The sequence below is a fragment of the Haloarcula japonica DSM 6131 genome, assembly GCF_000336635.1.
Classification (GTDB): Archaea; Halobacteriota; Halobacteria; order Halobacteriales; family Haloarculaceae; genus Haloarcula; species Haloarcula japonica.
The window spans coordinates 1-26382 of the sequence record NZ_AOLY01000045.1; the positions used below are offsets into that span (position 1 = coordinate 1).

General features: G+C 60.7%; 26 protein-coding genes. 18 read left to right on the forward strand and 8 right to left on the reverse strand.

What is annotated here, in order from left to right; translation table 11 throughout:
- From C444_RS19910 to yqeB, 11 genes are all read left to right on the forward strand, one after another.
- On the forward strand, nt 1-480 hold a 480-nt coding region (locus C444_RS19910; RefSeq protein WP_004594905.1), incomplete at its 5' end, for a M20/M25/M40 family metallo-hydrolase.
- A gap of 209 nt (nt 481-689) precedes the next feature.
- The gene (locus C444_RS19915) at nt 690-1268 is read left to right on the forward strand and encodes a (2Fe-2S)-binding protein (RefSeq protein WP_004594906.1); all 579 of its coding nucleotides are present in this window, start codon (nt 690-692) and stop codon (nt 1266-1268) included.
- Nucleotides 1261-3711, forward strand: coding sequence for a xanthine dehydrogenase family protein molybdopterin-binding subunit (locus tag C444_RS19920; protein ID WP_004594907.1), 2451 nt, complete (start codon nt 1261-1263; stop codon nt 3709-3711). Before C444_RS19915 ends, C444_RS19920 begins: the two co-directional genes overlap by 8 nt.
- 160 nt (nt 3712-3871) lie before the next feature.
- A complete protein-coding gene (locus C444_RS19925) occupies nt 3872-4240 on the forward strand; it encodes a helix-turn-helix domain-containing protein (RefSeq protein ID WP_004594908.1) in 369 nt (122 codons plus the stop codon).
- Nucleotides 4233-4592, forward strand: coding sequence for a hypothetical protein (locus C444_RS19930; RefSeq protein WP_004594909.1), 360 nt, complete (start codon nt 4233-4235; stop codon nt 4590-4592). The genes C444_RS19925 and C444_RS19930 overlap by 8 nt, the downstream gene beginning before the upstream one ends.
- Nucleotides 4593-4725: 133 nt before the next feature.
- On the forward strand, nt 4726-5295 hold the full coding sequence (locus C444_RS19935; protein WP_004594910.1) for a (2Fe-2S)-binding protein: 570 nt from the start codon (nt 4726-4728) through the stop codon (nt 5293-5295).
- Nucleotides 5292-7772 (forward strand): xanthine dehydrogenase family protein molybdopterin-binding subunit, encoded by a 2481-nt coding sequence (locus C444_RS19940; protein ID WP_049909661.1) that lies wholly within the window; start codon nt 5292-5294, stop codon nt 7770-7772. The genes C444_RS19935 and C444_RS19940 overlap by 4 nt, the downstream gene beginning before the upstream one ends.
- A 101-nt stretch (nt 7773-7873) precedes the next feature.
- Complete coding sequence (locus C444_RS19945) at nt 7874-8245, forward strand: DsrE/DsrF/TusD sulfur relay family protein (protein WP_004594912.1); 372 nt, start codon at nt 7874-7876, stop codon at nt 8243-8245.
- Nucleotides 8242-8595: a DsrE family protein gene (locus C444_RS19950; RefSeq protein ID WP_004594913.1), complete on the forward strand. Its 354-nt coding sequence runs from the start codon at nt 8242-8244 to the stop codon at nt 8593-8595. Before C444_RS19945 ends, C444_RS19950 begins: the two co-directional genes overlap by 4 nt.
- Nucleotides 8596-8597: 2 nt before the next feature.
- Nucleotides 8598-8843 (forward strand): DsrH/TusB family sulfur metabolism protein, encoded by a 246-nt coding sequence (locus C444_RS19955; RefSeq protein ID WP_004594914.1) that lies wholly within the window; start codon nt 8598-8600, stop codon nt 8841-8843.
- A complete protein-coding gene (yqeB, locus tag C444_RS19960) occupies nt 8840-10420 on the forward strand; it encodes a selenium-dependent molybdenum cofactor biosynthesis protein YqeB (protein ID WP_004594915.1) in 1581 nt (526 codons plus the stop codon). The genes C444_RS19955 and yqeB overlap by 4 nt, the downstream gene beginning before the upstream one ends.
- A 17-nt stretch (nt 10421-10437) precedes the next feature.
- Here yqeB and selD read toward each other — a convergent pair whose 3' ends face one another.
- Both selD and C444_RS19970 read right to left on the reverse strand, forming a co-directional pair.
- Entirely contained in the window at nt 10438-11466 is a 1029-nt protein-coding gene (selD, locus tag C444_RS19965; RefSeq protein ID WP_004594916.1) for a selenide, water dikinase SelD, read from the reverse strand.
- Between the two features lie 2 nt (nt 11467-11468).
- Nucleotides 11469-11717, reverse strand: a complete 249-nt coding sequence (locus C444_RS19970) for a sulfurtransferase TusA family protein (protein ID WP_004594917.1) — start codon at nt 11715-11717, stop codon at nt 11469-11471.
- A gap of 94 nt (nt 11718-11811) precedes the next feature.
- On the opposite strand from C444_RS19970, the gene yqeC reads away from it, so the two are divergent.
- From yqeC to phnE, 6 genes are all read left to right on the forward strand, one after another.
- Nucleotides 11812-12597, forward strand: coding sequence for a selenium cofactor biosynthesis protein YqeC (gene yqeC / locus C444_RS19975; RefSeq protein WP_004594918.1), 786 nt, complete (start codon nt 11812-11814; stop codon nt 12595-12597).
- A gap of 42 nt (nt 12598-12639) precedes the next feature.
- Nucleotides 12640-13257: a nucleotidyltransferase family protein gene (locus tag C444_RS19980; RefSeq protein WP_004594919.1), complete on the forward strand. Its 618-nt coding sequence runs from the start codon at nt 12640-12642 to the stop codon at nt 13255-13257.
- A gap of 32 nt (nt 13258-13289) precedes the next feature.
- Nucleotides 13290-13670 (forward strand): Rid family detoxifying hydrolase, encoded by a 381-nt coding sequence (locus tag C444_RS19985; protein WP_004594920.1) that lies wholly within the window; start codon nt 13290-13292, stop codon nt 13668-13670.
- Between the two features lie 89 nt (nt 13671-13759).
- Entirely contained in the window at nt 13760-14635 is an 876-nt protein-coding gene (gene phnD / locus C444_RS19990) for a phosphate/phosphite/phosphonate ABC transporter substrate-binding protein (protein WP_004594921.1), read from the forward strand.
- Nucleotides 14632-15453 carry a phosphonate ABC transporter ATP-binding protein gene (locus C444_RS19995; protein WP_004594922.1) on the forward strand — a complete coding sequence of 274 codons (822 nt, stop codon included), beginning with the start codon at nt 14632-14634 and terminating at the stop codon, nt 15451-15453. The genes phnD and C444_RS19995 overlap by 4 nt, the downstream gene beginning before the upstream one ends.
- A complete protein-coding gene (gene phnE / locus C444_RS20000) occupies nt 15446-16324 on the forward strand; it encodes a phosphonate ABC transporter, permease protein PhnE (protein ID WP_004594923.1) in 879 nt (292 codons plus the stop codon). The genes C444_RS19995 and phnE overlap by 8 nt, the downstream gene beginning before the upstream one ends.
- Nucleotides 16325-16350: 26 nt before the next feature.
- On the opposite strand, the gene C444_RS20005 is transcribed toward phnE, so the two are convergent.
- The 6 genes from C444_RS20005 to rdfA all read right to left on the reverse strand — a co-directional run bounded on the left by C444_RS20005 (nt 16351) and on the right by rdfA (nt 22668).
- Nucleotides 16351-17685 (reverse strand): 5'-deoxyadenosine deaminase, encoded by a 1335-nt coding sequence (locus tag C444_RS20005; protein ID WP_004594924.1) that lies wholly within the window; start codon nt 17683-17685, stop codon nt 16351-16353.
- 119 nt (nt 17686-17804) lie between these two features.
- Entirely contained in the window at nt 17805-18002 is a 198-nt protein-coding gene (locus tag C444_RS23170) for a hypothetical protein (protein WP_004594925.1), read from the reverse strand.
- A gap of 133 nt (nt 18003-18135) precedes the next feature.
- Entirely contained in the window at nt 18136-18984 is an 849-nt protein-coding gene (gene nadE / locus C444_RS20015; protein ID WP_049909662.1) for an NAD(+) synthase, read from the reverse strand.
- A 274-nt stretch (nt 18985-19258) separates the two neighbouring features.
- Nucleotides 19259-20083, reverse strand: coding sequence for a hypothetical protein (locus C444_RS20020; protein ID WP_004594927.1), 825 nt, complete (start codon nt 20081-20083; stop codon nt 19259-19261).
- 150 nt (nt 20084-20233) lie between these two features.
- Nucleotides 20234-22024 (reverse strand): archaea-specific SMC-related protein, encoded by a 1791-nt coding sequence (locus tag C444_RS20025; RefSeq protein ID WP_004594928.1) that lies wholly within the window; start codon nt 22022-22024, stop codon nt 20234-20236.
- Complete coding sequence (rdfA, locus tag C444_RS20030) at nt 22021-22668, reverse strand: rod-determining factor RdfA (RefSeq protein ID WP_004594929.1); 648 nt, start codon at nt 22666-22668, stop codon at nt 22021-22023. The genes C444_RS20025 and rdfA overlap by 4 nt, the downstream gene beginning before the upstream one ends.
- Nucleotides 22669-23213: 545 nt before the next feature.
- Here rdfA and C444_RS20035 point away from each other — a divergent pair.
- The gene (locus C444_RS20035) at nt 23214-26378 is read left to right on the forward strand and encodes a GAF domain-containing protein (protein ID WP_004594930.1); all 3165 of its coding nucleotides are present in this window, start codon (nt 23214-23216) and stop codon (nt 26376-26378) included.
- The last annotated feature ends 4 nt before the right edge of the window (nt 26379-26382 follow it).

Here is a 26382-nt window from a genome sequence, read left to right on the forward strand (position 1 = left end):
ATCACAGCGACCGAAGGAACGGACCTCGTCGGGACGGTCGGCAGTGTCGACGTGTGGCCGAACGCCATCAACGTCATCCCCGAAACGGTGGAGTTCACGCTCGACTTCCGCTCGTACGACGATGCCGTGGTCGACGCGGCTGTCGAACAAATCAGGGAAGAGGTTGCCCACGCGGCCGAGCGCGAAGGCCTTGAATACGAGATAGAGGAAATAATGCGGGTCGACGCAGACCCGTTCGATCAGAACTGTATCGACACGGTTGTCGAGGCCGCCGAGACGGTCGGCTGTGAGTACACACGGCTGGTCAGCGGCGCAGGCCACGACGCGAACTACCTCAACAAGATAGCCCCGACGAGCATGATTTTCGTCCCGAGCGTCGACGGGATCAGCCACCGCGAGAGCGAGTTCACCGAGTGGGACGACATCGTCACCGGGACTGCGGTACTGCTGAACGCCGTGCAAGCGAAGGCCGCCGAGTGACCAGGTCCGTTCGCAGGGAGTAGCTGTCACAGATGTGGCACACGCCACACATCAACCGCTACGTTTGTCGTAGCTGTGTCAGCCGATTGTCCTGTGGTGGGGCATGCCCGTGACTTTCGCTGGCAACATTGCGACCAGACACCTGTGAAGCATACATATATGAGAGAGTGCTGTACAGTTGTTCACTAAGAGGCGTGTGTGCGTAGCGCATGCCGAATACTGGAGGGAACGCTGTGGATATCGAACTCACGATCAATGGCGAGCGGACGACAGTCGAAGCCGGGTCGACAGATGACCTGGCGACGGTATTGAGACAGCACGGCTACATCGACGTGAAATGTGGCTGCGACGGCGGGACCTGCGGCGCGTCGAAGGTATTCGTCGACGGCGAGGTGCACATGGCCTGCGGGATGGCCGCGACGGATGCCAACGGGAGTGAGATACAGACCGTTGCGGCGCTCGGGGCACAGGACGACTTGCATCCAGTCCAGCAGGCGTTCGTCGACAACTTCGCCGTCCAGTGCGGGTTCTGCATTCCGGGAATGGTAATCCAGGCGGTAGCTCTGCTGGATTCGAACCCCGACCCGACCGAGCGAGAGGTTCGGGAGGCGCTAGACGACAACGTCTGTCGCTGCACCGGCTATCAGAAGCCGGTCGAAGCCGTTCTGGACGCGGCGGGCCGGATGCAGGGAGAGCAGTCGGTTGCCGCGGACGGCGGCCAGGCGGTCAGTGCGCCGCTGCGCGGAGCTGAGTCGACCAGTTGCTGTGGAGGTGGCTGCGATGAGTAACGACGACGAGACAGCCAAAGCCGACGGCGGCACGGCCTCGCAGTCAGAGACTGTCGAAGACAAGCGTTCCGAGGAACACCCGCTCGAATGGGACGAGCCAGAGAACAACAGTAAGGCCCCGGACGAGCGCGACAGCGTCTCCCACCGGACGGAGAAGTACGACGACAGAAAGCTCGTGACCGGGCAGGCGAAGTACACCGCCGACTACGAGGAGCGGTATCCCGACCTCGCGTACGCGGCAGTCGTCCGAAGCGACATCCCACACGGCCGGGTGACCGATATCGACACGAGCGCTGCCGAGGCAATCGACGGCGTCGACGCGGTCCTGACACCCGAATCCGACGCAGTGCCGGACACGAAATACACCAGCGCCGGACAGTCCTATCCCGAGCCGAGTCCGTGGGACATGCACGTACTGAACGAGCACGTCCGCTACATCGGCGACCCGATTGCCGCCGTCGCAGCCGAAGACCGGGCGACGGCGACCGCCGCCGTCGAGGCTATCGAGGTGGCCTACGAGGAGTACGACTACGTCACCGACCCGGAGGACGCCTTCGACGAGGACGCGCCGCAGTTGTTCGAGGACAGCGAGGTCGAGAACGAGATCGTCGGCCACGACTACGGCCGGAACCGGATGGCCCACATCGGGGGCGAACTCGGCGACGTGGATGCAGCGCTCGACGGCGACACCCACGTACACGAAACCGAGTGGGAGACGATCCGCCAGTCCCACGCCAACGTCGAGAAACACACCTCACTGGCCTACACAAACGAGGACGACCGCCACGTCCTCATCACCAGTACACAGGTGCCTAACCACACGCGTCGCCAACTCGCCCACCTGTTCGACATTCCCATTCGGGACATCCGGGTGACGAAGCCGCGGGTCGGCGGCGGTTTCGGCGGGAAACAGGCGATGGTCGTCGAGCCGATTCCGCTCGCGCTGTCGCTTGCGACCGACCGCCCGGTCTTGTACGAAGCCAGCCGCGAAGAGGAGTTCTACGCGATGCGTTCGCGCCATCCGATGAAGGTCAAAGCGAAGACGGCCGTGACCGCCGATGGTGATATCGAGGCCATTGACCTGTACGCCCTGTCGAACACCGGCGCGTACGGCAGCCACGGCATGACCGTCGCGGGCAACGTCGGCAGCAAGCCGATGCCGCTGTACTCGAAAGTTCCCAACGCCCGCTTCGAGGCCGATATCGTCCATACGAACACGCCCCAGACCGGGGCGATGCGGGGCTACGGCGCGCCACAGGGCACGCTCGCGCTGGAAGGCCATCTCGACGAGGTCGCCCGTGACATCGGTCTCGACCCTATCGAGTTCCGACGGCGACATCACATGGAGGTCGGCGACCTCGACGAGATCGCGGGGATGATGGGCGGCGAGGGAGCGAACCGTCGTATCCGCTCGTGTGGCCTCGACGAGTGCATCGAGCGCGGAAAGGACGCTATCGGCTACGATGACCTCGAACAGCCCGACGAAGACCACCTGCACCGCGGCATCGGGATGGCGCTGTCCGCACAGGGGACCGGCGTCGCAGGCGACGAACTCGGGGCCGCTCAGATAATGATGAACGAGGACGGGAGCTTCCACCTGCAGGTCGGTGGCGTCGACATCGGAACGGGGGCTGACACGGCGTTCCTCCAGATCGCCGCCGAGGTACTGGGCTGTGACGAGGACGACATAATCGTCAAATCCTCCGATACGGACGTGACGCCGTTCGACTACGGCGCGTACGCCTCCTCGACGACCTACATCAGCGGGATGGCCGTCAAGAAGGCCGCAGAGGGCGCGAAAGCGCGGATTCTCGACTGGGGAGCGAAACTGCTCGACGAACCAGTCGAAGAACTGGAAACCGGCGACGGAACGGTGTACAGCGAGGGCAGCGGCGATTCGGTCACGCTGGAAGACATCGGCTACGAGGCCGCGTACGGCGACGACGAGCGCGAGCACATCTTGGGGAAGGGCACCCATTGTACCGAGGAGAGTCCCCCGCCGTTCGCCGCGCAGTTCGCCGACGTGACGGTCGACGAGACCACCGGCGAGTTCGAGGTACACAAGCTGGTCGTCGCGGTCGACTGCGGCGTCGTCATCAACCCCGGTATGGCCGAGGGCCAGATCGAGGGCGCGAACCACATGAGCTACGAGATGGCTGTCAGCGAGGGGATCACGCTGGATGACGAGGGACGGGCAGAGATAGCTGATTTCGACGAGTACGGACTGCCGTCGGCGACCGAGACGCCACCCATCGAGTCGATTCTGGTCGAGACCCACGAACCGACCGGTCCCTTCGGCGCGAAATCGGTCGCCGAAGTCCCGACCAACACGGTCCCGCCGGCACTGTCAAATGCCGTCCGGGACGCCGTCGGCGTCCGTATCCGGGAGATGCCGATTACCGCCGAGAAAATCAAGGCGAAGGTTGACGAGCGCAAGGACTGAGAAAGTCCTTCAGTTCGGTCGTTTTTTGTCCGCAGTTGAGACTACCGAAGCCACCTGTTGATTTATTTGTTCAAAAGTATGAACTACAGTAGCTGGTCGGTACAACCAGTATGTTCAGTATAACAGTATGTTTAATATACTCAGTACCTAACACTTGGGTATGCCAATCAGCGCGGACCGGTTCGAGGATATCCCGGACGACGGCGACACGCCCTCTCCGGAGACAAACGCAGGAGCGATTCTCGCGTTCCTCCGTGACAACCCCGAGAAGGCGTTTACCCGGAGCGAAATCGCTGCTGAAACCGGTGTGAAGAAAGGCTCTGTCGGCCCAACACTCGTCCGACTGCGTGAACGGGGACGAGTCGACCACCGTGGGAACTACTGGCGCATCAGTGATCACGAGGCAAGCGTCAATACCGCCACGGCCCACGCCACTGCCGCCATCGTCGCACGTGAGGCTGACGGTGAGACACCGTCCTACGAAGACTGGCAGGAGCACGCGGTCGACCCGCGTGACACCGATGAGTAACGGTCGGTACAGTTCCGGCGACGTGTTCTGGGCCCCGGACCCGTACAACCGGGGAAACAATCCCCGCCCGTGGCTGGTCCTTACTGCAGACGCACTGCCGTTCAGCGGTGAGGAGTACATCTGTGCCGGACTGACACTCAGTGACCTCCAGGATAACATCGCTATCGGAGACAGTTGGATAGCCGGTGGCAACCCGGACAGAGAATCGTACTGTTCGCCCTGGGTACTCGCCACGGTCAAACACGATGCGGTAGCGAATCCACAGGGGCGGGTGGCCCCGGAGTTCACAGCTACGGTGACGAGACGAAGTTCCGAGTACATTACCGGCGACACCGACCGCGAGTCAGCCTGACCGACTCAGTCAGCTGAAGGACAGATAGAAGACACACGGTGTTTGTCGCGGTTTGTGACGGCACTCACCCGCGATAGCTATTTACCGTTCTGTTCGTCACGTGCCTGACATAGCCAGCGAGCTGATGAGCCATATGGAAATCGAACTGGAAATAAACGGTGTGGAACAGACGGTCGAAGCGTCGAAGTCCGATTCGCTTCTCGACGTCCTTCGACGGAACGGGTACACCGGCGCGAAGCGGGGGTGTGACACCGGCGCGTGCGGCTTCTGTACGGTACATGTCGACGGCGAGCCAGTGAAATCCTGCGTCAAACCAGTGACGAAAGCACGGGACGCATCCGTCGAAACAATCGAAGGTCTGGGCACACAGAACGACCTGCATCCGGTGCAACAGGCATTCGTCGACAACACCGCGCTGCAGTGTGGGTTTTGTATTCCGGGGATGATTATGCGCTCGACGGCGCTACTGGTGGAGAATCCGGACCCGAGCGAACAGGAGGTCCGAGAAGCCCTGTCGGACAACCTCTGTCGGTGTACCGGTTACAAGAAAATCGTCGAAGCGGTGCTTGATGCCGCCGAGCGGATGGACAGCGGGACAGCGGTCGCCGCCGACGGTGGACAAACAGTCGATAGCGACGGTGGGGCCGCCACTGTAACCGAGTGTTCACGCACCGACTGCGGCTGCATGGAGGGCGATCAGTGAGCGATTCCGACCGGGTACGGGAGATGGACAGACGGCCCGACAGTACAGAGATAGATGAAGCGGACCCAGCCGAAGCCGACGAGGAGTCAGCGACGGGCGCGGCACGCGAACCCGACCGGAAACCCGTATCCGAGCGCGACGCCATTACCGTGGACGAGGAGAAAGACGACGCACGGAAAATCGTGACCGGGCAAGCCCGCTACACGGCGGATTACCGTGACCGGTTTCCGGACCTCGCCCACGGAAGGGTCGTTCGCAGCGATATCGCCCACGGCTACGTCGAATCGGTCGACACGAGCGCAGCCGAGGTGATGGATGGCGTCGACGCCGTCATCACGCCGTTCGACGACGTGGTTCCGGACAAACTGTACTCCAGTTCAGGCCAGTCTTACCCCGAGCCGAGCCCGTGGGATCTGAAGGTGTTGCGCGAACACGTCCGCTTCGTCGGTGACCCGGTCGCCGCTGTCGCAGCCGACGACGCGGAGACAGCCGACCGTGCTGCACGGAAAGTCGAGGTCAAGTACCGGGAACTCGACGCTGTGTTTGATCCCGAGGAGGCCTTCGACGAGGACGCGCCACAACTGTTCGAGGCTGATGACGTAGAAAACAAGCAGTCAGGCGCAGACTACAGCCGAAACCTCGAATCACACTTCGAGGGGGAACTCGGTGACGTGGACGCGGAATTTGAACAGGCGAGCGACGACGAGGAGCGACACGTCATCCAGACGGAGTGGGAAACGCCGTACCAGTCCCACTGCGTCCCGGAACCACACACGACCATCGCCTACACCGACGAGGACGACCGTCACACGTTCATCACGGCGACGCAGGTCCCCTTTCACACCCGCCGCCAGATAGCGCACCTGTTCGACGTGCCCATCCGCGACGTGCGGGTGAAGAAACCGCGAATCGGCGCTGGGTTCGGGTCGAAACAGGAGATGGCAATCGAGCCGATAACGTTCGCACTGCATCTGGCGGCCGACCGGCCGGTCAAACTGGAGATGAGCCGCCAGGAAGAGTTCACCGCGCTTCGCTTTCGCCACCCGATGCGGATGCAGATGCAGACCGTAGTGACGGACGACGGCGACATCGAGGCGATGGACCTCTACACGCTGTCGAACTCGGGGGCCTACGGCACCCACGGCATGACCGTCGCGAACAACGTCGGAACGAAGCCGCTCCCGCTCTACCCCCGCGTCCCGAACGTCCGCTTTTCGGGAGATGTGGTACACACGAATCTCCCGATGGGGGCGGCCATGCGGGGGTACGGCGCACCACAGGGACATTTCGCCGTTGAAGCACACATGGACGAGGTTGCCCGCCGCCTCGACCTCGACCCAATCGAGTTCCGCCTGCAGAACGCGGTCCGCGAGGGCGATCTCGACCGGAGCGTCGCGATTCTGAAAGACGGTGACCGGTTCACCCGGACGATTCGCTCGTGTGGCATCCGCGAATGCGTCGAACGCGGGAAAGAAGCCATCGGCTACGACGACCCCGAACAGCCCGATAAAGACCACCGCAAGCGCGGGGTCGGAATGGCGCTCATTGCCCAGGGAAGTGGTGTCGCGGGGAAGGAACTCGGCGCGGCACAGGTACAGATGAACGAGGACGGGAGCTTCCACCTACAGGTCGGCGGCGTCGACACCGGGACGGGCGCGGACACGATGTTCTCCCAGATCGCCGCCGAGGTGCTGGGCTGCACTCCCGAAGATATCGTCGTCATCGCCGCCGACACCGATCTGACGCCGTTCGACTACGGCGCATACGCCTCCTCGACAACGTACATCAGCGGTCGCGCGGTAAAGAAGGCCGCCGAGGATGCCAAAGAGCGGCTACTGGAGTGGGGGTCAAAACTGCTCGACGAACCGCCGGAAGCGCTCGACACCGGCGACGGCGACGTGTACAGCGAGCGGACCGGCAACTGTGTATCGCTGGAGGAAATCGGCTATGAGGCCACGTACGGCGACGACAAGCGCGAACACATCCTCGGGGACGGCAACCACTCGACCGACGAGAGCCCGCCGCCCTACGGCGCGCAGTTCGTCGACGTGACTGTCGATACGGAGACCGGCGAGTACGAACTCAACAAGCTGGTGTTTGCGGCCGACTGCGGCGTCGCGATAAATCCCGCGCTGGTCGAAGGCCAGATAGAGGGCGGCGAGCACATGAGCCTCGAATACGCCACGAGCGGCGACCTCACCTTCGATGAGGACGGGAACCCGGAGGTCCTGGGCTTTCGCCAGTACGGGATGCCGCGGACGACGGACCACCCCGAAATGGAGACAATTCTGGTCGAAACACACGAACCCACGGGTCCGTTCGGCGCGAAGTCTATCGCGGAACTTCCGACGAACGGCGTGCCGCCGGCGCTCTCGAACGCCATCCGCGACGCCGTCGGCGTTCGGCTGACCGAGTTGCCGTTCACCGCGGAGGACCTGAAGACGGCACTTGACGAGCAGTCTGCTGACGAAGGATAGGTTTGTTTCGGGCAGTTTTGTCCCGGTTAATATCACACACGGAGTGTTTTTCCGTTGTGTCGAGCAAACTATTAAGAGCTGTTCGGGAAAATCCCGACAGTATGGCGTACATCGGGTTTCTGCTGACAGGCGGTCCCTTCGACAGCGAACGGTGGCGTACCGCCTACGAGCTGGGACGGGCGGCGCTGGATCAGGGCCACGAGGTGAGCTACTTCCACTACCTCGATGGCGCGCTCGTCCCCGTTGCGGACCAGACCCTACCCGGCTGTTCGGACAGCGGGCTGTACGACGAGATGCCGACCGAGAAGTTCCAGGAACTCATCGCGGACGGGGCAGAAGTCATCTGCTGTGGGCTCTGTGTCGACGCACGCGGGATCGACGCATCAGCCGACTACCCCGAAGGCGTCGAAGTCGGGCTGCTCCCGGACCTTGCGGACATCATCGGCGAGGCCGACCGGGTGGTCTCGCTATGAAACGAGATGTCGTCGTACTGCTCACCCGCGCGCCGTACGGCCGAGTCCACATCCCAGAGGGGCTGCGAGCGGCCCGTGGCATCGCGGCCGGTTTCGACATGCACGACGTGACCGTGATATTCACCCAAGACGGCGTGTACGGCGCTCGGGAGGCCGTCGACCGCGAGGCACTCAATATGACCGGGCACGTCGCCGACCTTGAGGAACAGGACGGACAGATGGTCGCGGACGAGGCGGCGATGGCCGAGCGCGGCGTTGACGAGACCGAAATCGCCGACGACGTGATGGTCTGGTCGGACGACCGCGTCACCGCCCGCATCCGCAACGCCGATAAGACACTGGATTTCTGACAATGCTGTATCTCATCGACAAACCGATGGCAGAAATCGGACTGCGTACTGCCGCCGGGGACCCCGAGGCACACGTCGTCCTGATTCAGGACGGCGTCTACCTCACACCGGATATCGACGCACCCGTCTCAGCAGTCGCGAGAGACGTGGACGTGCGTGGTGTCTCGCTACCGCCGGATATCGACCGGATATCCTACCACGACGTGGTCGAAACCATCGTCGAGCAGGAGGTCAGGAGCTTCGTATGAGCCTGTTCGAACGACTCGACGAACTGGCTGCCCAGGGAGAGCCGGCGGCGCTCCTGACTATCGTCCGCAAGGACGGTAGTGCGCCGCGGGACGTAGGAGACAAAATGGTCGTCACAAGCGACGAGGAGCATGGAACTATTGGCGGTGGCACGGTCGAGCATCTCGCCGTACAGGACGCCCGGTCGGTGCTCGCCGGGGCTGACGACCCCGGCGTCCGGACGTACGAACTCGAACGCGGCGGCAACACGGGCATGGTCTGTGGCGGCGAAATGGACGTGTTCATCGACCGCGTTCGCGGGCAAGCACGACTCTACATCGCCGGGGGCGGCCACATCAGCGTCGAGCTGGCCCCGCTGGCGGAGCGGCTGGGCTACGCCGTCACCGTGGTCGACGACCGCGAAGCATACGCCGACCCGGCGAAGTTCCCCGACGAGACGGACGTGATTCACGGTGACTACGGCGATGTGCTCAGTGATTTGGAGATGGGAACCGAGACTGCCGTGGCCGTCGCAACGCGAAGCGGGACGTTCGACCAAGACGCTGTCGCTGCGGCGCTAGACGGCGAGGCTGGCTACGTCGGACTCGTCGCCAGCGAGACGAAAGCCGACCATGTCCTCGACTCACTCGCCAAATCAGGCTATGGGCATCGGGAACTCAGCCGAGTCCGGACGCCCGTCGGGCTCGACCTCGGCGGGAGCGGGCCGGCCGTCGTCGCGCTCTCGATTCTGTCCGAGGTCACCATGGACCGTCACGACGCCACCGGTGAGCGGGCGACACGGCTGGACCTCGATGACTTGGTCATCGTCCGCGGCGGCGGCGACCTCGGAAGCGGCGTTGTCTATCGCCTCCAGCAGGCCGACTTCCCAGTCATCGTCACCGAAGTAGAACAGCCAACAGTGGTCCGGCGGGCAGTCGCTTTCGGGTCTTCACTGTACGAAGACGAGGTGACGGTCGAGGGAGTCACGGGCCGAGCAGCAGCGGACATCGACGAGGCGCTCGAACTACTCGCCGACGATGTCGTTCCGGTACTCGTCGACCCAGAGGCAGCTGTTGCTGACGACCTCGACGCCGCGATCCTCGTCGACGCGATCATGGCGAAGGGGGCGTTCGACACCGGCACGCGCCGGGGGGACGCCGACGTAGTAGTCGGGATGGGGCCCGGTTTCGAGGCCGGCGAAGACGTGGACGCTGTCGTCGAGACTGACCGCGGGCACGAGCTCGGCCGCGTTCTCTACGAGGGGGCAGCGAGCGAGTACGACGGCGAACCCGGCGAGCGTCGCGGCTACACCCACGAGCGGGTGCTTCGTGCCCCGGCCGATGGTGAGTGGACACCGACAGTCGCCATCGGCGATAGTGTCACAGCCGGCGACGTTGTCGGCACTGTCGGCGACCAGCCGGTCGAAACCGAGATAGACGGGCTGGTTCGCGGCCTAGTTCACGGCGGCCTCGGTGTCAGCGAGGGTACCAAACTCGGCGATGTCGACCCCCGTGGTGAGTCTGTCGACCCAACGAAGATCTCCGACAAAGCGCTGTGTCTCGGCGGTGGCGTGCTGGAGGCAGTACTCCGGCTGCGGTAGAAGGCTCCTAATCGACGTTAGCGGCTGACTTCTTCAATAGTCGGGTCCACAAGCGAGACGCCGCGTCCGGCCGTAACACGGCCGACAGCTCGATAGAACACGTCGGCGTCGTCGAGCGCCGATTCGACGGCGTCAGTCGCAGTCGGTGGGACGGAGACGAACAGGCCGCCGCTGGTCTCCGCGCTCTCACCCACAGTCAGCCCGTATCCGAATAGTGCCGAGAGGGCGGGTGTTCCTGCGATGACCGGGAGGTGTGTCAGTTCGATACCGACGGTCGAGCGGTCGGCCACCACGCGGCTCTGTCCGACGAGGCCGAAGCCGGTAATGTCGGTCGCCGCGGTCGCGTATTCGCGACAAGCGAGCGCAGCGTCCCGGTTCGGGGTCGTCATCCACTCGATGGCATCCGACTCGATTTGGTCGAGTGGGCGGTCAGTAGCATCGGTGACCGTCTCGACGAACTGGTCGTCGGTCACGCGGGTCGCACCCATAGCCGGCTGTGTCCCGAGCGGTTTGGTCAGGTAGAGCCGGTCGCCAGGGCTGGCACCCTGCGAGGTGAGCAGAGCTTCGGGGCGTGCTATCGCTGAGATAGCTCCTCCGGCGAACGGCCACGGGCTCATGATGGTGTGGCCACCGGCGATAACGCCGTCCATTGCGTCCAGCGCGTCGGCCATGCCGGCGAGAATCGGCGCTGCGCTCTCGGTTAGTTCTCGTGGTAGGCCGAGGACGACCAGACAGTCAACGTTCTCGACCGCGCCCGTGGCGAACGCATCGCTGGCGGCGTTACAGGCGGCGATACGGCCGAAATCGTACGGATCGTCGACGATGGGCGTGAAGAAATCCACCGTCGAAACCAGCGCGAGGTCGTCGGTAAGTTTTCGCCCAGCGGCGTCCTCGCCGATGCCGAACAGCAACGCGTCGTTCTCACCGGTGAGGCCGGCGTCAGCGAGCAGCGAATCGAGGTCGCTCTGACCGACTTTGCAGGAACAGCCGTGGAGTTCCGTGTACTCCGTCAGGCGCGTCGTTTCGTCGTCACCGTCGGTTCCCACACTCAGGCCTCCGATAGCGACGCCATCTCGGTCACCCGGAGTTCGAGTTCGAACTCGCCGGACTCGCCAGCGGTCTCCGCGGTCGTCACATCGATGCCGTGGGTCGTACACATCCGACGGAGGTTCTCCTCGGCCGGTGGGTAATCACCACGGACGACGAGCGTCTCGCCGGTGTCGAGGTCAGAAAGCGCCTGGCGGACAATGAGCGCCGGCCGGGGACAGATTTCACCACGAACGTCTACGCGGGCCATACCGGTACGTGTGTCACTAGGTCACAAAAACGCTATCGCCGCCACACGTCGTTGTCCCGGCAAGCTATTTTTGTGCGTCCTGTGGAGCGACCGTATGCATCTGGCTGCTGCGCTGGACTTAGGTTCCAGCGCTGCTATCGCCTTTGTCGGGGCCGGCGGGAAGAAAACCGCGATGGGACAGCTGACGGGCGAAGGAACCGACGAGGGGTACGACGTGGGCTACACGACGACGACAGCGATGCCGCCACCGCCCCACCTGCCCCTGACGCTCACAGGCCCAGAAGAGTGGCGAACCGACCTCGAAGCACATGACCCGCCGATTGCCCTCGCTCGCGAGGAGGTAGCCGATCCGGCGCGAGTCGACCGGAAGGTTCGCGGGTTCGAGGCGAGTGTGGTGGACCAGCTATCCGAGGCCGGACTGTTCGACTGGCTGCTCGTCAAGGCTGACGGGGCACGCAGACGGGAGTTCAAAGCGCCTGGCGATGGGGAACCAGTCGTCCCGAGTACCGCGACCCACGTCGTCCCGGTCGCTTCGGTCGCCGCCGTCAGTGAAGTGCTGACGACGGACGTGGTTCATCGACCGGAGCGGGTAACGGATATCACCGACATCGATATTGGCGACACGATCACCGCGGCGGCTGTCGGAACAGTGCTCACACATCCCGACGGTGGCCTCCGAAACGCGCCAGCCGAGGCCTCTGTGATACCGTTAGTCAACAAAGCGGATACCGAACCACAGCGTCGTATCGCTACAGACGTACTCGCACACGCACTTTCACAGACAGAGCGGTGTTCTCGGGGCGTCATTACGTCGTTCGAGTCAGATGTCTGTGAAGTGGTCTCAGCGGCGGATATAAAGGAGGAAGGGCGCGATGACTGAATCCGGGGAAACAACTGGTATTGTTACGAGACGAGGGCAATCATGAACAGCCAGCACCGGAGTAGAGTCGGCGGCGTCATCCTCGCCGCTGGGAGGAGCGCACGGTACGAGTCGGGTAACAAACTGCTGGCGACTATCGACGGGGAGGCGGTCGTCCGACAGGTGGCCGAAACCGCCTGTGAGTCATCGCTATCGGACGTTGTCGCTGTCCTCGGATACGAAAACGTGGCCGTGGCTGAGGCGCTGGACGGCCTATCTCTTTCGTTTCGCCATAACGACGATTACGCGGCCGGCCAGAGTACGTCAGTTCGACACGGCGTCGAGTTCGCCCATTCGGCCGACTGGGACGCCACCCTGTTCCTGCTTGGCGATATGCCGTTCGTACGCGCCGAAACCGTCGAGGAGCTTCTCGAAACGTACCGGACAGGAACGGCAACTATTGTCGTTCCTGAGTACGAGGCGACGCGGGGAAATCCGGTGCTTTTCGACAGGTGCCACTTCGATGCACTCGCCTCGGTCTCCGGCGACCGCGGCGGGCGAGAGATTATCGAGACCGCCGAGAAAACAGCGTTCGTTGAAGTTGGGGACCCTGGAGTCCACTGGGATATCGACACCGAGGCTAACCTCGCCGAATTCGCGGACCGCCGCGACGGCCTGTGAATTTAAGATGGTGATGGTGGAACATTCGACTGATGAAACGGACCATCAGCACGACCGATGCCCCCGATGCGGTCGGCGCGTACAGTCAGGCAACGACAGACGGATCGCTCGTGTTCACCGCGGGCCAGATTCCGATGACGTCCGACGGCGATCTGCTGGACGACGAACCGATAGCGACGCAGGCGGAACAGGCGCTATCGAACGTCGAAGCGGTACTGGCAGCCGAGGGACTGGAGATGAGTGACGTGCTGAAGGTGACCGTCTTTCTCGACGATATCGGCGATTTCGAGGCTATGAACGATACGTATGCCAGCTTCTTCGACGAAGCGCCACCGGCCCGAAGCGCAGTCGAGGTCGCAAATCTGCCAAAGGGTGTCGGCGTCGAAATCGAAGCTATCGCGACGAGCGATTGAGACAGACAGACACGCACTGCTGTTGTGGGCCACATAGCCGGGATGTGGCGCACGCAACTTTCAAGACCGGCGACTCGCATCACAGCGTCATGCGACCCACGAGGCGTGAATTTCTGGGTACAGCGGCAGCGCTTTCGCTGTCGGGCTGTCTCGGAGGGACGGCGGCACCGACGCTGACGGTCGGCGTCGTGCCCGACGTGGACCCGGATACCGCCATCGAACAGAACACCGAACTCGCGACGTATCTGGCGACAGAACTCGACGTCGAGACCGAGTTACGTACAGCGGCTGACTACGCCGGGATGGTCCAGGCAATGGGGGCGGGACAGGTCGACATCGCCTACTACGGCGGTGTGTCGTACATTCTGGCCCATCGTCGAGCGGATGCAAAGCCAGTCGTCGTCGGGTCACGGAACGGACAGACGGAGTGGCACTCCGCGTTCATCGCCCCGTCAGACAGTGACCTGACAGAGATGACGGACATGGTCGAAGCCGCAAGCGAGACCGAACTGGTGTTCGGCGACCCGCTCTCGACCAGCGGAACCGTGATGCCGACGTACCACCTGCAGACGGAGTACAATCTACATACCCACGCGTTCGAACAGGTCACACACGTCGGTGCCCACGACGCAACGGCGGAGACAGTCGGTCAGACCAACGGTGTCGTCGGGGCGCTGAACGCCCGCATCTATGACAGACTACTCGCAGACGACGCCGTTGAAGGGGTGCGAGAGCTATGGCGGACTCCCGGTTTCCCGGATTACCCGTGGGCCGTCGCCCCGTCGCTGGAGGCGACGACGGCGGACGCTGTTCAGACGGCGTTTACGACCCTCGACTCGAAAGGGCGAACGGATATTCTCGACCAGCAGGCCGTCGACCAGTACGTCGAGGTGAGCCACGACGCGTTCACATCGCTGGAAACGGCCGTCGAGATGGCTGGCATCGAACAGGGAGACGACGGGTGAAAAACGAGCACGCAGCGCGTCCAGAGGGGAAACAGACAGGCCACGGGCTCCTTTTCGATGGTGTCACCAAGGGGTTCGGCGGGAAAGTTGCGGTGCGGGATGTCTCGCTCAGCCTGAATGCCGGTGAACGGGTCGCCGTCATCGGGCCCTCAGGAGCCGGCAAGACCACGCTTCTCAGGCTGGCAGCCGGCGCATTACGGCCCGATGCAGGAGCGGTGACGTTCAACGGGAGCAGTGTTACGGGTTCGACCACGACGCTTGCGTATCAGGGAGAGACGCTCGTGGACCGGCGGACGGCACTGTCGAACGTCCTCACTGGGCGCATCGGAGCCCTGTCCTGGCTCCGTGGCTTCATCGAGCCACTGCTTCCCCGGCACCCAGAGCCAGCCCTCGAACGACTCGGTGCCGTCGGGCTGGTCGAACGGGCCGATGTCCCCGTGAAATCGTTGAGCGCTGGCGAACGCCAGCGGGTCGCCTTCGCACGGGCCCTCATGCAGGATACCGCGGTCGTGTTGGCCGACGAGCCGACAGCGAATCTTGACCCCAGCTCCCGCCGGAACGTTATCGACGTGCTCGACGCCGCCCTCAACGGGGAGCTGCTGATCACCGTCCTCCACGACGTTGACCTGGCACTGAAGCACTTCGACCGGATCGTCGGCATGGCTGACGGCCTGGTCAGGTTCGATACGCCCGCGCCGGCGGTGACCGACGATCAACTGGATTCCCTCTTTGCAGCGGGCGCATCCACGCCCGATACCGACGCCGAGGGAACAGGGACGGAGAAAGAGAGTGAGGCTCCGGTTCCGCGGTATGTCTGAGAGATATGGCGGTTCAGACGCTACCCAGCGTGCTTCCTCCGGACCATCGAAACGCCAACTCACGACACTACTCGGCGGCTGTGTCATCCTGGCGGCCGCGGCGTGGATCGCCGAAGTAGACCCGCTGGCCCTGTTCACCGCTGGAGCGCGCGAGCAGATGGTCGCGTTCGTCGCCGAGGGCGTGCCGCCGGAGACTGGCCGTGAATACCTGCTGGGACGAAGCCTTCGTGAGGGCCTGCTGTGGGCTGTCGTCGAAACCCTGGCCATCAGCGTTGTCGGAACCACGCTCGCCGTCGCGCTCGCCGTCCCACTCGGTCTGACCAGTGCCGCCACCGTCACCCACCGCGGCCCGCTGTACAGGAACGCCTCAGCCGGCCGTATCGCCGTCGGACGCGGGCTCTATCACACCAGCCGAACCGTGCTCAGCTTCCTGCGCTCCGTTCCCGGCATCGTCTGGGGGTTCCTGTTCGTTACCGCTATCGGCCTCGGCCCGTTTGCGGGTGTGCTCGCGCTGGCGGTTCACAACGCCGGTGTCTTGGGAAAGCTGTACGCCGACTTCCTTGAAGACACGGACCCGATGACGATAGAGGCGGTTGCCGGGAGCGGCGCGACACGTCTGCAGGCAGTCTGTCACGGGATGGTCCCGCAGGTGACGCCTACAATCGCCTCGTACACGCTGTACCGCTGGGAGTGTACTATTCGGTCGGCCGCCATTTTCGGGTTCGTGGGTGCGGGCGGCGTCGGGTACTATCTCGTCATCACCATTCAGCGGTTGCAGTACGGGAAACTCTCGACAGCTATCCTCGCCGTGTTTGCGCTGGTCGTCACGAGCGACTGGCTCGGCTCTCGGTTGCGGACGCGGCTCGGCTGACCATCGGGCGAGAAACGACAGGTCCGTCAGGGCTTTTGTTCCTGTGCGGACTTGCGCGCATCTTCGAGGTCCATCTCCAGCCCCATCGTCGAGGCCCGAGAGCGGACGGCGTCGGCGTCGATAGTGGTTACCTCGCCGTGTTCCATGAGGACGTTCCCATCAACCATCGTGAAGCGGACGTCGTCGCCGTGGGCCGCAAACACCAAATGGGAGAGCACGTCGTGCAGCGGCGTCGCCCGCGTGCGGTCCGTATCGAGGCCGACGATGTCAGCGCGCCACCCCTCCCGAATCGCGCCGAGTTTCTCGAAACCGGCGGCTTTCGCGCCGTTGCGCGTCGCCATCTCGAAGATTTCGGCCGCCGGCGTCACCGTCGGGTCCAGCTGGTCGACCTTCTGGAGAAGGCTCGCCTGTCGCATCTCGGTGAAGGCGTCGAGGGTGTTGTTACAGGGCGGTCCGTCGTTGCCGATAGCGACGTTGATGCCGCGGTCGCGGTAGTCCCAGATCGGTGCGATACCGCTGGCGAGTTTCATGTTCGAGGACGGGCAGTGGGTGACGTGGGTCCCCGTCTCTGCGAGGACTTCGCGCTCGCTCTCGTCGGTCCAGACGCAGTGGGCGAGGACGACATCCTCGCCGGTGAGACCCACCTCGTCGAGCCAGTGGATGTTTCGCATGCCGGTGTCTTCTTTCACCGTCTCGATTTCGCTCTGGTTCTCACTGGCGTGGGTGTGGATGCGGACGCCGTCGTATTTGTCCGCGAGTTCGCGCGCCCCCCGGAGGCAGGCTTCACTACAGGAGACGGCAAACCGGGGCGTGACAGCGTACCGGATCCGGTCGTTGTAGGCACCGTGATACTGTTGAATCAGCCGCTCGGACTCGTCCAGTGCGGCCTGCGTGTCCTCCAGCAAGCCGTCCGGCGAGCGCTGGTCCATCAGCACCTTCCCGAGCACGCCGCGGATGCCGATCTCGCCCGCCGCTTCGAAGGCGCGGTCCGCGTGTGCGACCGAGAGGTGGTCGATACAGGTCGTCGTCCCGCTTTCGATCATCTCCAGATAGCCCAGTTTCGCCGCGACCTCCATCTCTTCGGCGGTCAATGAGGCTTCCATCGGCAGAATGTAGTCGAATAGCCAATCGAGCAATTCCGTGTCGTCGGCGATACCACGGCCGAGACTCTGTACGGAATGGATATGGCCGCCGACGAGTCCCGGCAACAGCACGTCGTAGGACTGGTGTTCGTGATCGGCATACTGCGCTTCGAGATCGGCCCGGGAACCCACAGCCTCGATACGGTCCCCGGAGACGACGACCGCCCCGTCCTGCAGGACGGTCTCAGAAGCCGCAACGACAGTCCCAGTGAGTAGCATACGTCCTGCAAGACGGTCTCTACATAAAGAAGGTCCTCATATCGGGACGGCCACGGAGTGCAAACAATCCGGCCACAGACGTGTGGCACTCCGTGTGGCGCGTGTGCTTCGCAGTAGCCTCATCCTTGCAAACTGTTCCGAGTCCGTTTTTCACGGGTGATGTATCTGGTGAGTCGTGTTTGGGTACGAAACGAATCCACGCCGGCAAGTCGCTGAACGAGACGAGTGTTTGTCTCGTACTTCTCAGTAAACAGTTCGGGGTACTCCGAGAGTAGCCTGTCGCCGATGTCGATTATCTCCTGGGGGTCGGCCTGCATGGGTGTGAGAATCACAGAGTATGGCTGTTAATTGCTTTGCTCACAGAAATACCACGTTTGGCTCGTGCTGTTGGCCGGCTCTCTTGGGAGAGGTTTGCGAGCCCCCGGGTGGCGAAAGACGCCACAGACAGTGTCAGTTATCCATCGATGGCTTTGGTGGCGTGTGTCGCTTGTGACGCGTACTGGCACACCACTGAACCGTACGCTCAACGACAGATTCGCCAACACCGACTTTTTCCGCTACCGCCGACGCGGAATAGCCTCTATCAATCGCGAAGTGGAGGATGCTGTCGAGGTCTTGTTGGTCTATGCCCAGTTCCGCCACATCGGTTGCACCGGTGTGCGCCACTGGATGTGGGTGCTGGTCGAGGAGGTCAGATGGGACCGCAAGTGCATCAGCCAGGGCCTCGATCTCAGTTCTATAGAGGTCGCCAAAAAGTGACAGGTCAACACCGTTCTCGCCGTGTTTCGCAACGGAGCCCAGCAGCCGGTCAGTTCTAGACACCGTCCCGACGACGAGTTCGTTCCTGGTGTTTGCGACGTAGTACTTACACGCCATCCGGAAGCGTTCGCGGGCGTTTTGCATCGCCACGAGGTCGTCGGTCGGTTCACCGGTCTCACCGACGACTCGCTGGAACGCCGTGAGTACTGGCTGCAGGTGGAGTCGGTGACAGTCGATGTCAAGTAGCGACGCAACGGTTTCAGCCGTCCGAGCAGGCCCCTCGTCGCTTAGCTGTACCGGCATCACCAGTCCAGTCACGTAGTCGGCCCCGATGCCGTCGACAGCCAGTGCCGCCGCAACTGTCGATTCGATGCTTCCGTCGAGCTGAACGACCAGTCCATTAGCCTCCGCCTCCATGATCTTGTTCTCCAGGAACACCGGAAGGATTCCCTGTATCCGTCTGGTCGCTGCCTTCGACGTCGCCAATCCGTGTTCCTCACGCGGGAGTTTGAGCGTGTGAGGGTGCGTCGCTTTACTCACGAATTCTCCCCTCCCTCGCTACCCAAGGCACACTCGGAGATGCGACTACCGAAACGCATGCATCCAACCAGCCTAATCATACTATAACGTAGGTCACTGGTGTCGTATAACCGTTGTCGACAAACGTCATGAGTGTCTGCGGTAGCCTCGATACACCTTATACATTATCCATAGTTATCCAAAATTACATCCGGAGTTCTAGTTAGTCCATCAGCCATTTTACAGCAGACCACGTTCACCAGCAATAAGCCAAGACGGTTAGCATCGTGCTTCATCACGTCGTGGGTTTGGTCGTTCCTACGGCCTGCTCGGTGACGACAAGTTCCCGGTTGACAAGCCGGTCGACGACCGCACTGCTGTCTAACTGGTCCGGGACAACGTCGTCGTCTGCAGTGTAACGTCTGATTGTGTACGCATCCATCGCGTTCCGGTTCTCAGTGACAGCTTCGACGACTTTGATTCGCTCGTCAGTCACGGTGTTGCGATACGTGACGCCAGGGACAATGCTGACAGCCGGGACATCAGTCGGCCAGTCCCAGCCGAACTGCTTGTGATACTGATCGAACTGCCACACGAGACGGTCGACAGGGGCATCCGTATCGAGAGTGTCGTTAGCCGCTGCCCGCAGTGTCCGGTCCCAGTAGTCTCTCACGCAGGCTTTGAGATCCGGCTGGAACTGTCCCTCGGTCATCTTCTGTTCGATTGGATACTTCAGTTCGATAGCGACGATGGCCTGGCTGTCGAGATGCGTTAGACACTGCTGGCACTCCATCTCAAACACGGAGCAACTAAGCGGTTGCTCGACCGTGAGGTGGACGAGTTCGTTCCCGCAGTTCGGACACCACAGGAACAACACGTCGTCGTGGCTACCAGTCAGTTCCGCCAGCACAGTCAGATCGTCGAACATCTTGTCGATGTCGGTGTCCTGTGACTGAACGGACTCGCCGGTCGCGGTATTGGAGGTGTCGTCCGAGTATTTCGCGAGTTTCCGGTCTTTGAGTAGTGTTTTGATAACCGAATCGTACGAAGAATGTGACTCCGCGTCCCGTATGTCCCTCAGTTTGTTTTTTGTCCAGTCTTTCACCCGAATGGTCGCCATTTGGTTTGTTATACTTCCAATAGCTAATAGTATCTTTGTTTAATCGTCCTAAAATTGAACTTACACCTAGAGCCTCTGTTCGCAGACAACAGAGGTCTGCATCAGGCAAAGGTGTCGTCGGCAGTAATGGGGCTCCGGTTTGAGTTGGGGTCAGTCAGCCGAGGCTTCTTTCTCGTTCGCAACAGTCCACCGGGTTGGGTCGATCTCGCGTCCGTCGAACGCCGTGTATTCCGGGTACGCAGTAAACACCAGATACTCCGTTCCATGCTGCAGGTACTCGATCAGGGTGTGGAGATTATCGTCGTCAAGGCCGCCCAGGCCGTCGACGAGCAAGAGCGGGACAGCGTCGCCAACATCGAACGACTGGCGGCCGGCCAGCGCTGCCACAAAGCCGATGAGTTCGAGTTCCCCTTCGCTGAGGGCATCTAAGCTCGCTTCCCGACCGTCGCGGGCGACCACAATATCGAAGTCAGCGGTGAGTCGAGCCGTTTCGAACCCCGTCCCGAATCGGGAGAGGATGTCCTGCATCGCGGTGTCGAACGCCTCCCGTGCCTCACGCTTGATTCGGTCTTTCCGGTTTCGGAGTTCCGCGAGGTCGTCACGGACGGATTCGAGGTCGGTTTCGAGGGTATCGACGCGGGCCGCTCTCGTTTCGAGTTGTGCCAGTTCATCGGCGGTGTCTTCGAGTTCAGCTTCGCGGTACTTGATCTCACTTTCGACATCCGACAGCTCCGCCACGGCCGCATCAACGCGGTCGGAAAGTTGTTCCACGTCCGTCTGGGCCTGTTCGAGCCTGTTTCTAGCTGCGTCGAGGCTCTGTTTCCGGTCAGCCAGCGTCGCCTCCAGCTCAGTGATGTCTTCCTCTAGATCGGCCTTACGCCGGCGAGCCTGACTGATTTCCTCGCGCTGTGTTTCCAATTCCTCGACGGTATCCCGGTAGGTTTCCTTCTGAGCCCGAAGTGTCGTGAGTTCGCTGCCGAGTGCGCCCAGTTGGTCGGCCAAATCTGTTCGTGTCGTCTCACTGCCGCAGGTCCAACAGGCAACGGTGTCTCCATCGATATCACGCTCGACTTCGGTAAGCAAGTCAAGTCGGTCCTCGCTGAGTACCATCTCAGTGGCCGAGTACACGGACTGGAGTACCTCTGCGTCCCGCTCCACCTGCGAGAGCGTCTCTCGTGCCTCTGAGAGTTTGTCTTCAACATCATCGTACTCCGGGATTTCGAGAGCATCGAGAGCGTCTTGACGTTCCGAGAGACGCTGTTCCGTCCGTTCAATACTTTGCTCAAGTCGTTCGACGCGGTTTTTCGCCTGGTTCTGTTCAGTCCGTGCTTGGCTGAGTTGCCGGCGGACCGACTCAGAACTGTCGTCGCTTCCTGCCTCACTGTCGATAGTCTCGCGTTTGGCCCGCAGGTCTTCGATCTCGTTTTCCAGCCGTGTCACTTTCTCTTGTACGCTGGGGATCCGCTTTTTCGCCTCACGCGCCTGCGTGAGTTCCGTTTCGATCTGTTCTCGCTCCCGCTGTAACGTCTCGATCTGTGAGTCGATGTTCTGGAAGTCGAGCGGCCGCAACAATACGTTCTCAAGATTCTCTCCCGTCCTGACAGCGCGACGGACTTCGTTCCGCTCGTCCAAACACGCGAACAGTTCAGCGCGGATCACGTCGTACTCGTCATTAAGATACGGCTCACCGTGTCGGACCACGGTACCGTTCTCACGGGTGAGCGTCACGTCGCAGGCATCAGTTGGCGTTTCGAGATGCACCGCACCGCTGTCTGCCCCTTCTGTCAGTTCAGTAGAGGTGCCAAGGGCCGTCTTGATGGATTCGATGAAGCTCGATTTCCCTTGCCAGTTCGAACCACGGACGACGTTCAGTCCCGGCTCTATCGTCGCTGTTCCGTCAATTATACCTGCGATTCGTTCGATTTCGATGTTCCAGCTCATGAGTTGTGTGCTGACAGATCCGCGCTCCGATGTTGCTTGCAGACGTACCCACGCTCGAGTGCGACAGCGAACGGAACGCGGGTTGGACAGTCTGGGCATCCGAGTTGTATCTGAGCCTCGATCTCCGCGGTGTCACCGCCGTCGAGATCACCTTTCTTCGCGAGCGAGGACAGTGCCGTTTCGGCCTTCCGTTCGACGACCGTTTTGGCCGTTGCTACGCTCTCCTGTTCCCAGTTAGTTGTCGCCTTTCTGGGCTCTTTTTGACCGTCTAAACAGTCGTTGAGGTGCGTTCGCATCGTTCCCCACGACACCATATCGTCGTGAAGCGATGCTCCCGGGATACCCGTAGCTTGCAGTCGCTCGATGAGTTCGTCCCGTCGTAAATCGTCGTCTCCACGCAACGTCTCGTAGTCACTGTTTATACGGGTATCAAGCGATTCACGACCGTGTTCGGTGTAAACCTGTTTGAGGAGTCGTTTGTTGAACCACGCTGTCAACGACCGATACCCCATTTCGGTTCGGTCATCAGCGCCCGTCCAGCGTGCGAGTAGGCCATCGTCAAGGGAGTCGTAGACTGGGTCTGCCGATGCCAACCCGTACTTGTCGATAACCGCGTCTACTTTGCAACCGGAGTCAGCAGCCATTGTTCAGTTGTTCCGGCCTGCTCAGTAATAGTTTTTGACGGTCAGTGTACACATAGTGTAGATATGTCTTGCGATAAATATACACCCTTAGCGTGTGCTTTTGTAATAGACTACCAGGGTTGAACAGAGGGTGTATTTGTAAAATAGTGCTACTATCATATTTACGTGATTTTGTGAATCACCACTGTAATCTGATGTTTCGAACACACTATTATACTATAATCATACACAGAACTAAATTCGATTTTTTCAGTTGCCTCTCTACAATGTGTGTTTCAGCAACGATCTGCTTGTGGAATAGTATAAATAGAGAGTGTGCTTCAAAATATACAAATTTTCTATGTATGTAACTTCCCAAGAAAATAGAGAAATCCACTAGCGCGGAGGGCACAGTATCCGTATGCATTCTAAAATATGAGCTATCTACTAATTTGGGGGCAGACCGAATTCCACGTCAGAGACGGTTACTGCTAACAGACGTGGAACCATGGCAGCATTGTAACCAAGTCAAACGTTTATACGGACTGTCGCGTAAGTAGTGTAGTATGCGGAAGTTGGCCGGTGAGACTGGACCGGCACCAACGGATAGTGGAACGGCAGCCTCGAAAATTAAGGTTCTGTTAGTCGATGACTACGGAGAATTTCGACAGACCACGGCGGAACTGCTGGAACACGAGAACAACCGTATCGAGGTCATCGAGGCCGCAAACGTCGAGGATGCGCTCAGCTACTTCGATTCCGAGTCGATTGACTGTATCGTCAGTGACTACGAGATGCCCGAAGCCGACGGGATTGAATTCGTAGAGACGGTGCGACAGTCCAACGGTGACCTCCCATTCATCCTGTTGACAGGCCAAGGAAGCGAAAAACTCGCCAGTGAAGCGGTTTCAGCCGGTGTCACCGATTACTTCGTCAAAGGTGGCGGGCCAGAGCAGTACGCAGTGCTCACAAACAGGATCGAGAACGCAGTGGAATCACACCGATTCCGCCGAGAAACAGCGCGGCTCTCGCGGATTAATTCACTATTCAGGGAAATAAATCGCCAAGTGTTGAGGGCGTCAACAGCCGATGAGATCAAAGAGGCTGTCTGTGAAATTCTGACTAGTTCGGATGCCTACCAGTTCGCTTGGATCGGCGAAAAAGACGAAGCAGGTGATATCGTCCCAACCGCGGGTGGTGGCGATGCACTCGAATACGTTGAAGCGATGATCTCCCGCCATGGCCACTCAGTTTTCGATGACGGGCCGCTCGGCCATGCGATCGAAACCGGCGAGCAGCAAGTAGCGTCAGATATCCGGACTGAATCGTCTGTCCAGCCCTGGCACGAACTCGCATCGGAGTACGGGTTCCGGTCGATGATCGTTCTCCCGATCCAGTACACGGGATCAGTACAGAGTGTGATTTCGATATACGCGGACACGCCTTTCGCGTTTGACGAGGCGGAGCAGACAGTACTGACAGAGCTTGCGGAGATTGTCGCCGATGGCCTCCATTCAACCGCAACGCGTGCCGAACTCGAAATGCGGGAAGAAGTCCTACGAACAATCACCGAAGTGTTCACAGCGCGGGACGGGGCACTACGGGAACAGATAGCGGACCTCATGCAAGTCGGTCGCAGCGTGCTCGGAACCGAGTATGCGACACTCTCTCGCGTCAACGGGATGGAATACGATTTCGAAGTGCTCCAGACACCTGACGAAACGATTTTTTCAGGCGGAACGGTTCCGTTGTCGGAAACCCCCTGTGCGAAAGCTATCGCGAACAAGGAGACGGTCGTGCTGACAGACGTCGATGCCGAATGTGGCGAAGCTGACCGAGAGCATATATGGGATGACGAAGTCAATCGGTATCTCGGAACGCCACTGACTGTGGGTGGTAGCATATACGGGACGCTCTGTTTCTATGGGTCGGGGACGGGCAGGGCAAAGTTCTCAGACTGGGACGTGACACTCGTAGACCTTCTGAGCAAGTGGATAGGAAACGAACTACAGACACAGCGGGCTGAGATGGGTTTTACACAGTTGTACGAAACGGCGACAGATCTCTTGGGTGTGACTTCAGAGGAGGAAGCCGCCCAAATTGTCGTCTCGCGGACCCGTGATATCATCGGTCTCCCTGAGGTCGTGCTGTACGCGTTCGACAGCGATACGAACACCTTTCGCCCGCTTTCGGCCACAGAGGGTGAGGAGCAGCAAGCTATCCCAGCAGACGGTGATAGCTTCGTGAGTTCGGCCTTTTTCACCGAGGAAACTATCGTTTTCGACGGAAACTCGGCCTCGAAAGCAGGCGAGGACGCGATGAATGACGGAAAGGCCGTGTTTGTCCCGCTGGGTGACCATGGAGTGCTTCGAGCGGGCGACACGATCGGCGGCGAGTTCGACACCCAGACCCGTCGAATTACCGAACTACTCGGGGCGACGATTCGAACGGCGTTCGATAGGCTGACCTACGAGACGGAACTCGAAGACAGGCAGCGTGACCTGGAGCAACAGACGGTTCAGCTTGAGCAGATGAATCGGTTGACAGAGCTGAGTCAGAAAATTCACGAGCGAGTGCTCAGGGCAGACAGTCGCTCAGAGATAGAGCAAGCAGTATGTGACCAGTTGGTCGCATCCGACATCTGTTCGTTTGCGTGGATCGGGGAATACGAATCCGATACCGACCGAGTCACACCACGGACGTGGGCAGGAACCGACCGTGGCTTTCTGGAGGAATCCCGCACGCCCTCCAATGAGACACCACCTCCACCAGCAGTCCAGACAGCCCGGACTAACGAACAGACGCTGAATAACAACATCGCGGACGGGCTCAGGGGGAGAGGGTGGCAACGGCGGCTACTGGAACGGGGGTTCCAGTCAGTCATCAGCATTCCACTCAGCTATCAGCAACTCTCCTACGGCATCCTGACTGTGTACGCGAAAACGCCGGACGTTTTCGATCTGCCGACACAGTCAGTACTCGAAGAGGTGAGTGAAACGGTCGGATACGCCATCAACAGCATTGAAACGAAGCAGGGGCTCGTCGCGGATCGGGCTGTCGAACTCCAGCTAGAAGCAACGGAATCCGACGATATCATTCATCGGATCGCGGGCGTCGTTGATACAGAAATCACGTTTGAGGGTATCGTCCCACAGGGGGATACCAGTTGTATCGTGTTTTTCAGCACTGACGCTTCACCAGATGACCTACAAGCGTGTTTGGACACCCTCCCCCGGATCGAGCGATTAGAGTGTTTAACTGACACAGAAGACACGAGCTTGTTCGAAGCAACAGTATCGGGTACACAGCTCGCACTGACAGTCGCCGAACAAGGAGGCGCCCCACAATTAATCCAATCTAACGGTAAGACTCTGGAGATTCAGCTCGAGGTCCCACAGACGGTCGACATTCGGCAACTCATAGCTGAATTACGGCGTTCATGTCCGGATATCGAACTCGTGGGCCGCCACAAGCGGGAACGTGGTGTCCAAACTCGTGAGTCATTCCACTCAGAATTAACAGCACAGCTAACCCCCCGCCAATTCGAGGTCCTGCTTGCAGCCTTTTATAGCGGATTCTATCAATCGCCCCGTGACAAGACCGGTCAAGAGATCGCCGATACGCTCGATATTTCACAGCCGACGTTCAGCCACCACCTTCGGGTAGCTATCCGGAAGCTCCTAGAACAGTTGTTTAGCGAAGGGGGAACGACCCAGCATCTAGATAGATAGCATC

Excerpts from the sequence above, each read along its gene's own strand:
- C444_RS19915 (WP_004594906.1), top strand. The coding sequence starts at position 690 with ATGCCGAATACTGGAGGGAACGCTGTGGATATCGAACTCACGATCAAT.
- C444_RS19920 (WP_004594907.1), top strand. The coding sequence starts at position 1,261 with ATGAGTAACGACGACGAGACAGCCAAAGCCGACGGCGGCACGGCCTCG.
- C444_RS19925 (WP_004594908.1), top strand. The coding sequence starts at position 3,872 with ATGCCAATCAGCGCGGACCGGTTCGAGGATATCCCGGACGACGGCGAC.
- C444_RS19930 (WP_004594909.1), top strand. The coding sequence starts at position 4,233 with ATGAGTAACGGTCGGTACAGTTCCGGCGACGTGTTCTGGGCCCCGGAC.
- C444_RS19935 (WP_004594910.1), top strand. The coding sequence starts at position 4,726 with ATGGAAATCGAACTGGAAATAAACGGTGTGGAACAGACGGTCGAAGCG.
- C444_RS19945 (WP_004594912.1), top strand. The coding sequence starts at position 7,874 with ATGGCGTACATCGGGTTTCTGCTGACAGGCGGTCCCTTCGACAGCGAA.
- C444_RS19950 (WP_004594913.1), top strand. The coding sequence starts at position 8,242 with ATGAAACGAGATGTCGTCGTACTGCTCACCCGCGCGCCGTACGGCCGA.
- C444_RS19955 (WP_004594914.1), top strand. The coding sequence starts at position 8,598 with ATGCTGTATCTCATCGACAAACCGATGGCAGAAATCGGACTGCGTACT.
- yqeB (WP_004594915.1), top strand. The coding sequence starts at position 8,840 with ATGAGCCTGTTCGAACGACTCGACGAACTGGCTGCCCAGGGAGAGCCG.
- C444_RS19970 (WP_004594917.1), bottom strand. The coding sequence starts at position 11,717 with ATGGCCCGCGTAGACGTTCGTGGTGAAATCTGTCCCCGGCCGGCGCTC.
- yqeC (WP_004594918.1), top strand. The coding sequence starts at position 11,812 with ATGCATCTGGCTGCTGCGCTGGACTTAGGTTCCAGCGCTGCTATCGCC.
- C444_RS19980 (WP_004594919.1), top strand. The coding sequence starts at position 12,640 with ATGAACAGCCAGCACCGGAGTAGAGTCGGCGGCGTCATCCTCGCCGCT.
- C444_RS19985 (WP_004594920.1), top strand. The coding sequence starts at position 13,290 with ATGAAACGGACCATCAGCACGACCGATGCCCCCGATGCGGTCGGCGCG.
- phnD (WP_004594921.1), top strand. The coding sequence starts at position 13,760 with ATGCGACCCACGAGGCGTGAATTTCTGGGTACAGCGGCAGCGCTTTCG.
- phnE (WP_004594923.1), top strand. The coding sequence starts at position 15,446 with ATGTCTGAGAGATATGGCGGTTCAGACGCTACCCAGCGTGCTTCCTCC.
- C444_RS20005 (WP_004594924.1), bottom strand. The coding sequence starts at position 17,685 with ATGCTACTCACTGGGACTGTCGTTGCGGCTTCTGAGACCGTCCTGCAG.
- C444_RS23170 (WP_004594925.1), bottom strand. The coding sequence starts at position 18,002 with ATGCAGGCCGACCCCCAGGAGATAATCGACATCGGCGACAGGCTACTC.
- C444_RS20020 (WP_004594927.1), bottom strand. The coding sequence starts at position 20,083 with ATGGCGACCATTCGGGTGAAAGACTGGACAAAAAACAAACTGAGGGAC.
- C444_RS20025 (WP_004594928.1), bottom strand. The coding sequence starts at position 22,024 with ATGAGCTGGAACATCGAAATCGAACGAATCGCAGGTATAATTGACGGA.
- rdfA (WP_004594929.1), bottom strand. The coding sequence starts at position 22,668 with ATGGCTGCTGACTCCGGTTGCAAAGTAGACGCGGTTATCGACAAGTAC.
- C444_RS20035 (WP_004594930.1), top strand. The coding sequence starts at position 23,214 with ATGCGGAAGTTGGCCGGTGAGACTGGACCGGCACCAACGGATAGTGGA.